Origin of the sequence: Mesorhizobium sp. M5C.F.Ca.IN.020.29.1.1, from assembly GCF_003997375.1 — a bacterium.
Lineage (GTDB): Bacteria > Pseudomonadota > Alphaproteobacteria > Rhizobiales > Rhizobiaceae > Mesorhizobium > Mesorhizobium wenxiniae.
This window is the reverse complement of the sequence record NZ_RZSW01000410.1, coordinates 1-5806: the sequence shown is the minus strand read 5'-3', so window position 1 is coordinate 5806 and position 5806 is coordinate 1. Positions and strand designations below refer to the sequence as shown.

The following is a 5806-nucleotide window of genomic DNA, read 5'->3' as shown; positions in this document are numbered from 1 at the left end:
ATCGGCAGTATTTCCACCTGCACGGCATCGACCCCGAGCGAATTCCGGTGCTTTTGGTCAAGGCGAAGAACCACTTCCGTGCCTCGTTCGGCAAGCTGTTCGAAGCCTTCGTCCAAGTGGAAACGCCCGGCCCGGCGATGGCGGAGGCAACGAAGCTGCCCTTTCGGCGAATACCGCCCGAGCGGCTTCGCCTTCCGAGCTGAGTCCGGGGGCAGGAGACATGATGACCGTTCAGGAACTTCAGGCACTGATTCTGGAAATGCTTCCCGACATGCCGCGGCAACTCGCGCTGGCAGCCCGCCACATCGCGGATCACCCTGACGAGGTCCTGGTGCATTCGATGCGCGACCTTGCCTCCCGCGCGTCAGTTGCTCCGGCCACGCTGCTTCGCCTTGCCCAGACGCTGAAGTTCGATGGTTGGGCCGATTTCCGAGCCGTTTACGCGCGCCAGCTCCGGTCGGCTCCCGACGCCTATGCCGAGCGGGCGAGCCGCGCACTTGACGGTTCCGGCCTGGCGGCGCTACTGCAGGAGGGCTTCGCCGCGCAACGGGCGAATCTCGATCATGCCGCCGGTGTCAATCCGCCGGAGGCGTTCAAGCGATCCGCAGCGATCCTCGCCGAAGCCGACCGCGTCTTCATCTCCGCGTTCATGAGCTGCCGCGGGCCGGGCATGACGTTCGCCTATCTCTGTCGGTTGCTGCGGGACAACGTCTTCTTGCTCGGCGGCGAGGGGTCTCCGCTGGCGGCGGATCTCGCGCTGCTTCGGCCGGAGGATGCGGTGCTAACGATCAACTTCCAGCCCTATGGCCGGGAAATTGACGGGGTCGCCCGCGCTGTCAGAGAAAGCGGCGCCAAGCTTGTCTGTCTCTCGGACAGCCGAGCAACCCAGGTGACCCGGGTCGCCCGGGAGGCTCTGATCTTCCCGGTTGAGGGGCCGTCTTTCTTCCCGTCGCTTACGGCGGCCCATGCGTTGGTCGAGTGTCTCGCCATTGCGGTCCTAACCCATCTCGGAGACAGCGCCACTCGGCGCATCCGACGGATCGAGGATGCCTACTACGCCAGCGGGACCTACAGCCAGACGAACAATCGCAGAAAAGCAAATTAGCATGAGCCATGTATTTCATCGTTCCGCCCTTTCCGTTCCTCCAATGGCTGTCGCGGCAGACGGGCACTATATCATCGATATCAACGGCCGCCGCTACCTCGATGCGTCGGGCGGTGCCGCTGTAAGCTGTATCGGGCATGGTGACCCACGCGTCGTCGCCGCGGTCGCCGGGCAGATCGCACGGCTCGACTATGCCCACAGCGGCGCCTTCACTAGCCCATCGGCGGAGGAACTCGCCGCCCACATCTGCGCGGCGGCGGGTCAAGGTATGGCGCGGGTCTATTTCGTCGGATCAGGCTCCGAGGCGGTTGAGGCTGCGATCAAGATGGCGAGGCAGTGCCAGATTGAACGGAGGCAGCCGAGCCGCCACGTCGTGATCTCGCGTCGCCAGAGCTACCACGGCAATACGCTCGGCGCCCTAGCCCGATCCGGCAGCGAGACCCGGCGTGCGCCATATGCGCCGATGCTGCAGGAAAGAACGCAAATCGCGCCCTGCTTTTCCTACCATTATGCCGAGCCGGGAGAGACGCCGGTGGCCTACGGACTTCGTGCAGCGGAGGCGCTGGAGGCAGAGATTCTACGGCTTGGCCCGGAGAACGTCGCCGCTTTCCTTGCGGAAACTGTGGTGGGTGCAACGTCCGGCGCAGTCGTCCCGGCTACCGGCTATTTCCAGCGCATCAGCGAGATCTGCGACCGGTACGGCGTGCTGCTGATCTGTGACGAGGTGATGTGTGGCGCTCATCGCACCGGCCCCTTCCTCGCCTGCTCGGCCGAAGGCGTTTCACCCGATATCGTCACGCTCGCAAAGGGGCTCGGGGGCGGTTATTTGCCGATCGGCGCGGTCGTCTGCCGGGCTGAGGTGCATGATAGCTTTGCCCAAGGCTCTGGCGCTTTCACCCATGGCCATACCTACATGGCCCATCCCGTGGCTTGCGCCGCCGCGCTCGAGGTCCAGAGGGTGATCGTCGAGGACAGGTTGGCGGAACGGGTGGTGAGGCAGGGAGCACTGCTCGACGTCGCGCTGCGGGATCGCCTGTCACAGCATCCCCATGTCGGAGACATCCGGGGACGTGGCCTGCTCTATGCCGTCGAACTCGTCGCCGACCGCGAGAAAAGAGCGTCGTTCGATCCTGAAATGCGGCTCGCGGCCCGGATTGGGGCCCAAGCGAAGGCGCGCGGGCTGCTTGTCTATGCGGGAAGCGGAACTGTCGACGGCCTGCGTGGCGACCACGTGCTGCTTGCTCCCGCCTATTCAATCGATGCGCAGGAGGTGAGCGAGATCGCGGATGTCCTCACGGAGGCCATTGACGCAGCACTTGGCTGATAGGGCCTCTTGGGGTCCGCTCTCGTCTGATGCTGACAAGATGATCTGACCCGCAGCGAATCTTAAGCAGCTCATGAACGGCCTGCACCACCTCACTTTTTGGGGTTGAAGCGCCGCAAGAACGGTCCGACGCTGGGTTGCCACAGCGGTAACGACAAGGCCGGCGGTGGCTGAACGTCGTCGGAAGACTGAACGTGAAGCCGCGCAAGCGGCGACACGGACCTACGCACAATAGCTCCTAGACTAGGGTCTTCTTCGACGCCATTCGGGTCAAGGTCCCGCGACCAGGGCTTCGTCCGCATCAAGGCGAGCTACATTGCGCTCGGCATCGTGCCCGACGGCGGCAAGGGAGATTGGCTATCTAGATTGAGCAGTCGGAAAGCGCCAAATTCTGGCTGCGCGTCATAAACGAGTTGAAGAACTAAGGTGTCGCCGACACTAATCGCCGTCTTCGACGGCCTGAAGGACTTTCCAGAAGCGATCAAAGCCGTTTTCCCGCAAACGGTCGTGCAAACCTGCGTCGTGCATCTGATCCGCCGCTCCCTGGCGTCAACACGCCGCACGCCCTTCTTGGCCGCCGCGATTAAAGCAAACGTCGGCCGCCGCGACAGAAAGGTCTCAAATCAGGCTGGCCACAGTCTGAAGCAGCACCTAGATCGCGGAAGCCCACTGTGTCGTCTTCGGTCCGCGAAGGCTTATTGAGCACCACACGCCACATGGTTCGGTCATTCAAACCGCCATCGATTTTGCTCGGGCGGCCTCAACCGCATCGCTCAGTATGCGTTTGGCACGATGAGGGTCTAGCCATGCTGCCTGCGCATCTGGAGAGAGAGACTGCAAAGGATCGGGATATGTGAACAGGTGGTCCGGCCGGACAGATGGAGCCCGGTAGATAGCAATCCCTGTTTGTCTGTCATAATACTCGAAGCTGTGGATGTCGCGCTTTCCACCGCCTCCCGGCGCATCGACAACGAACAATGGTGTGTTATACCCAGCCGTGATTCCGCGTAAGGCCTTTTCTATCTGACATGCTAGCCCTACCGAGCACCGCATGTGCTCAATTCCGTCGACAAGATCACAAGTATACACGTAGTACGGCTGGATATGTAGGTCTGAGAGTTTTTTGACGAGCTGTTTCATAATCTCGGGATCGTCATTGACGCCAGCCATCAGAACCGATTGATTGCGCATCCTTATTCCCCGCTTGAAAAGAAGCTCTGCAGCCGCAATCGTGTAGTCGGTGATTTCTCGAGGATGGTTGAAGTGGGTGTGAAATGAAATCTCTACGCCCTGATTCCGGCCAGCATCGCTGATGTTGACAAGAGCATCAGTCCATTCATGATCGCTTGTGACTTTCATAGGCAGTACAGCGAGGCCTTTCGTCGCGAATCGGATGCGGCGAATTGAGGGGATGGACAGAAGGCCTATGCCGACCGCGAAAAGTCGGGAAGGTTTGAGGCGACAGCAATCTCCTCCCGACACCACCACATCAACGATGACGGGGGTCGCGCGGAGATATGCCAGGATAGCATCCCATCGGCTCTGGAATGGCGACGCCCTTTTCTTCGAGACCGATTGCGTGTCTAGACCCACGCTGTAACTGCGGGTGCAAAAACGACAATAGACCGGGCAGCGATCCGTTGCGAGTAAAAGTGCCTTGTCCTGATATCGATGCACCAGCCCATCTACGGGTGAACTTTCTCGTTCATGTAACGAATCCATTTTTAGCAACGGGTGAGATGGAAGAATTTCGCTCCCAAGGGGAATAAATTGCTTGCGGATTGGGTCTTGCAGGAAGTTCGACCAATCGATCAATTGCAGCACATAAGGCGTGATCCGCATCGCCATCGGCGCGCGCGCAAGTCCGAGCTCAATGTCTCGCATCAGGTGACCGTCGCCGCCGACCCCCATCCATTCGCGCAACTGGTCAACGCGAGTAACTGCATGACGCTCTTGCCATGCAGCGTCTGAGAATTCGGATCTCATCTCACGCGCAATGCGGCTGATCGGAACTTCGTTTTGGACAGCGGCAACAGCACAGTCGGTGAGCGTGGTCATAGAGGATTCTCCCCAGTCGATGACGCATTTGCCGATATCGGCGCATGAATCGTGCCAAAGCAGAACGATCTGTTTACAAGAACCATAACGCTACCTGCCTGTTGGACATGCGACAGCGAGAAGGCGTTGACCAACGCAGAATTCCCCGTCGCCCCCGAAGGGATGCTATTCGCCGCGGGCGGGCGGCGACGAAAGCCGGCCATCCGCTTCTGTCGGTAGCTAATCAAGATGTCCGGTTTTTGTAGCACATCATTTGTCCGCTTTTGTGTAGGTTTCGGATGCCGGCCCAAGCAGCTGCGTGTTCTCTGGCACGGGGCCGGCGTCGGAAAGCCTCCAGGCAAGGAAACCGCGGGACGCCGATCCGGCGATGGTTGGTTCGCGGGACGCTATGGCGATTTGTCGGTCGTGCGGGGTTGCGGACGGTGATGCGACTGATGCGGGCGGCGATGATTGCTCGCCCCGCCGGCGTCAGAAGGTTCATTTGGCTGCCGGCGATGGTCGATTTGCCATGGGCCGGCGCTGACACCGAGTGCGCGCAGCATAACTGAGGTGCCCGCGTTGGTGGCGACCGGATCGGCGCGGGAGAAACGGCAGGCGGCTTTCGGCACGGCGATCATGAGGTGTCGATCCTGATGGTGCCGGGAGACCAGGTGCGTGGTTCCTCACCGCGGGCGAAGAACTCGATGATGATCATGCGGCCGCCGCAGCACGGGCAGCGGGGTACGTCGGCCGAGGCGTCTTCTCCGATCTCGGCTGCGGGTTCGTCCTGCTCGTTCGTCTCGCTGATCAGGGTGCGCAGCCTGGCGATGTTGGTTGCCCGCGCGGCGCTGGCGAACAGGCCGTAATGGCGGATGCGGTGGAAGCCGTCGGGCAGGACGTGGAGCAGGAAGCGCCGAATGAACTCGCCCGCCGCCAGGGTTATGGTCTTGATGAAGGCCTGGCCTGGCCTGGCGCGATAGTCCTTCCAACGGAAGGTGACGCCCTTGCTGTCGAGGCTGACGAGCCGGCTGTTGGAGATGGCGACGCGGTGGGTATAGCGAGCAAGGTAGGCGAGTACCGCCGCGGGCCCTGCGAACGGGCGCTTTGCGTAGACAATCCACTCGGCCTTGCGCAGGGGCGCAAGCGCGGCGTCGAAGGCGGACCGGTCCGTAAGACCCGCGAGATCACCGAAAAAGGCGAGACGGCCGGCTTCTGTCATCGGGCAATGAATATTCCCTGATTGTGGGCATCGAAAATTCCCTAGTTGTCGCTGCTGCCGCCAGTTCCGGGACGCGTCCCGGAACTGGCGGCTTTCGCTCCGGCGTCGATAGTCCGTCCCG

The 5806-nt window shown here is 61.3% G+C and carries 5 protein-coding genes and 2 pseudogenes; 4 read left to right on the top strand and 3 right to left on the bottom strand.

Annotation, left to right across the window (positions count from 1 at the left end):
- The 4 genes and pseudogenes from EOA85_RS25650 to EOA85_RS25635 form a co-directional block, all read left to right on the top strand.
- A partial coding sequence (locus EOA85_RS25650; RefSeq protein WP_206523363.1) for an MlrC C-terminal domain-containing protein occupies positions 1-203 on the top strand: 203 nt, incomplete at its 5' end.
- 17 nt (positions 204-220) lie between these two features.
- On the top strand, positions 221-1105 hold the full coding sequence (locus EOA85_RS25645) for a MurR/RpiR family transcriptional regulator (protein WP_127211629.1): 885 nt from the start codon (positions 221-223) through the stop codon (positions 1103-1105).
- Between the two features lies 1 nt (position 1106).
- On the top strand, positions 1107-2429 hold the full coding sequence (locus tag EOA85_RS25640) for an aspartate aminotransferase family protein (RefSeq protein ID WP_127211628.1): 1323 nt from the start codon (positions 1107-1109) through the stop codon (positions 2427-2429).
- A 248-nt stretch (positions 2430-2677) separates the two neighbouring features.
- Positions 2678-2975: pseudogene (locus tag EOA85_RS25635) on the top strand (transposase); the annotation flags it as partial.
- 183 nt (positions 2976-3158) lie between these two features.
- Here EOA85_RS25635 and EOA85_RS25630 read toward each other — a convergent pair.
- The 3 genes and pseudogenes from EOA85_RS25630 to EOA85_RS25620 all read right to left on the bottom strand — a co-directional run.
- Positions 3159-4487 carry a KamA family radical SAM protein gene (locus EOA85_RS25630; protein ID WP_245486002.1) on the bottom strand — a complete coding sequence of 443 codons (1329 nt, stop codon included), beginning with the start codon at positions 4485-4487 and terminating at the stop codon, positions 3159-3161.
- Between the two features lie 386 nt (positions 4488-4873).
- Positions 4874-5104, bottom strand: a complete 231-nt coding sequence (locus EOA85_RS25625) for a hypothetical protein (RefSeq protein ID WP_127211627.1) — start codon at positions 5102-5104, stop codon at positions 4874-4876.
- Positions 5101-5673 (bottom strand): annotated as a pseudogene (locus EOA85_RS25620) (transposase); the annotation flags it as partial. The pseudogene EOA85_RS25620 and the gene EOA85_RS25625, both read right to left, overlap by 4 nt.
- Positions 5674-5806 lie beyond the last annotated feature (133 nt).

Coding starts and splice junctions, on each gene's coding strand:
- EOA85_RS25645 (WP_127211629.1), top strand. CDS start 221: ATGATGACCGTTCAGGAACTTCAGGCACTGATTCTGGAAATGCTTCCC.
- EOA85_RS25640 (WP_127211628.1), top strand. CDS start 1,107: ATGAGCCATGTATTTCATCGTTCCGCCCTTTCCGTTCCTCCAATGGCT.
- EOA85_RS25630 (WP_245486002.1), bottom strand. CDS start 4,487: ATGACCACGCTCACCGACTGTGCTGTTGCCGCTGTCCAAAACGAAGTT.
- EOA85_RS25625 (WP_127211627.1), bottom strand. CDS start 5,104: ATGATCGCCGTGCCGAAAGCCGCCTGCCGTTTCTCCCGCGCCGATCCG.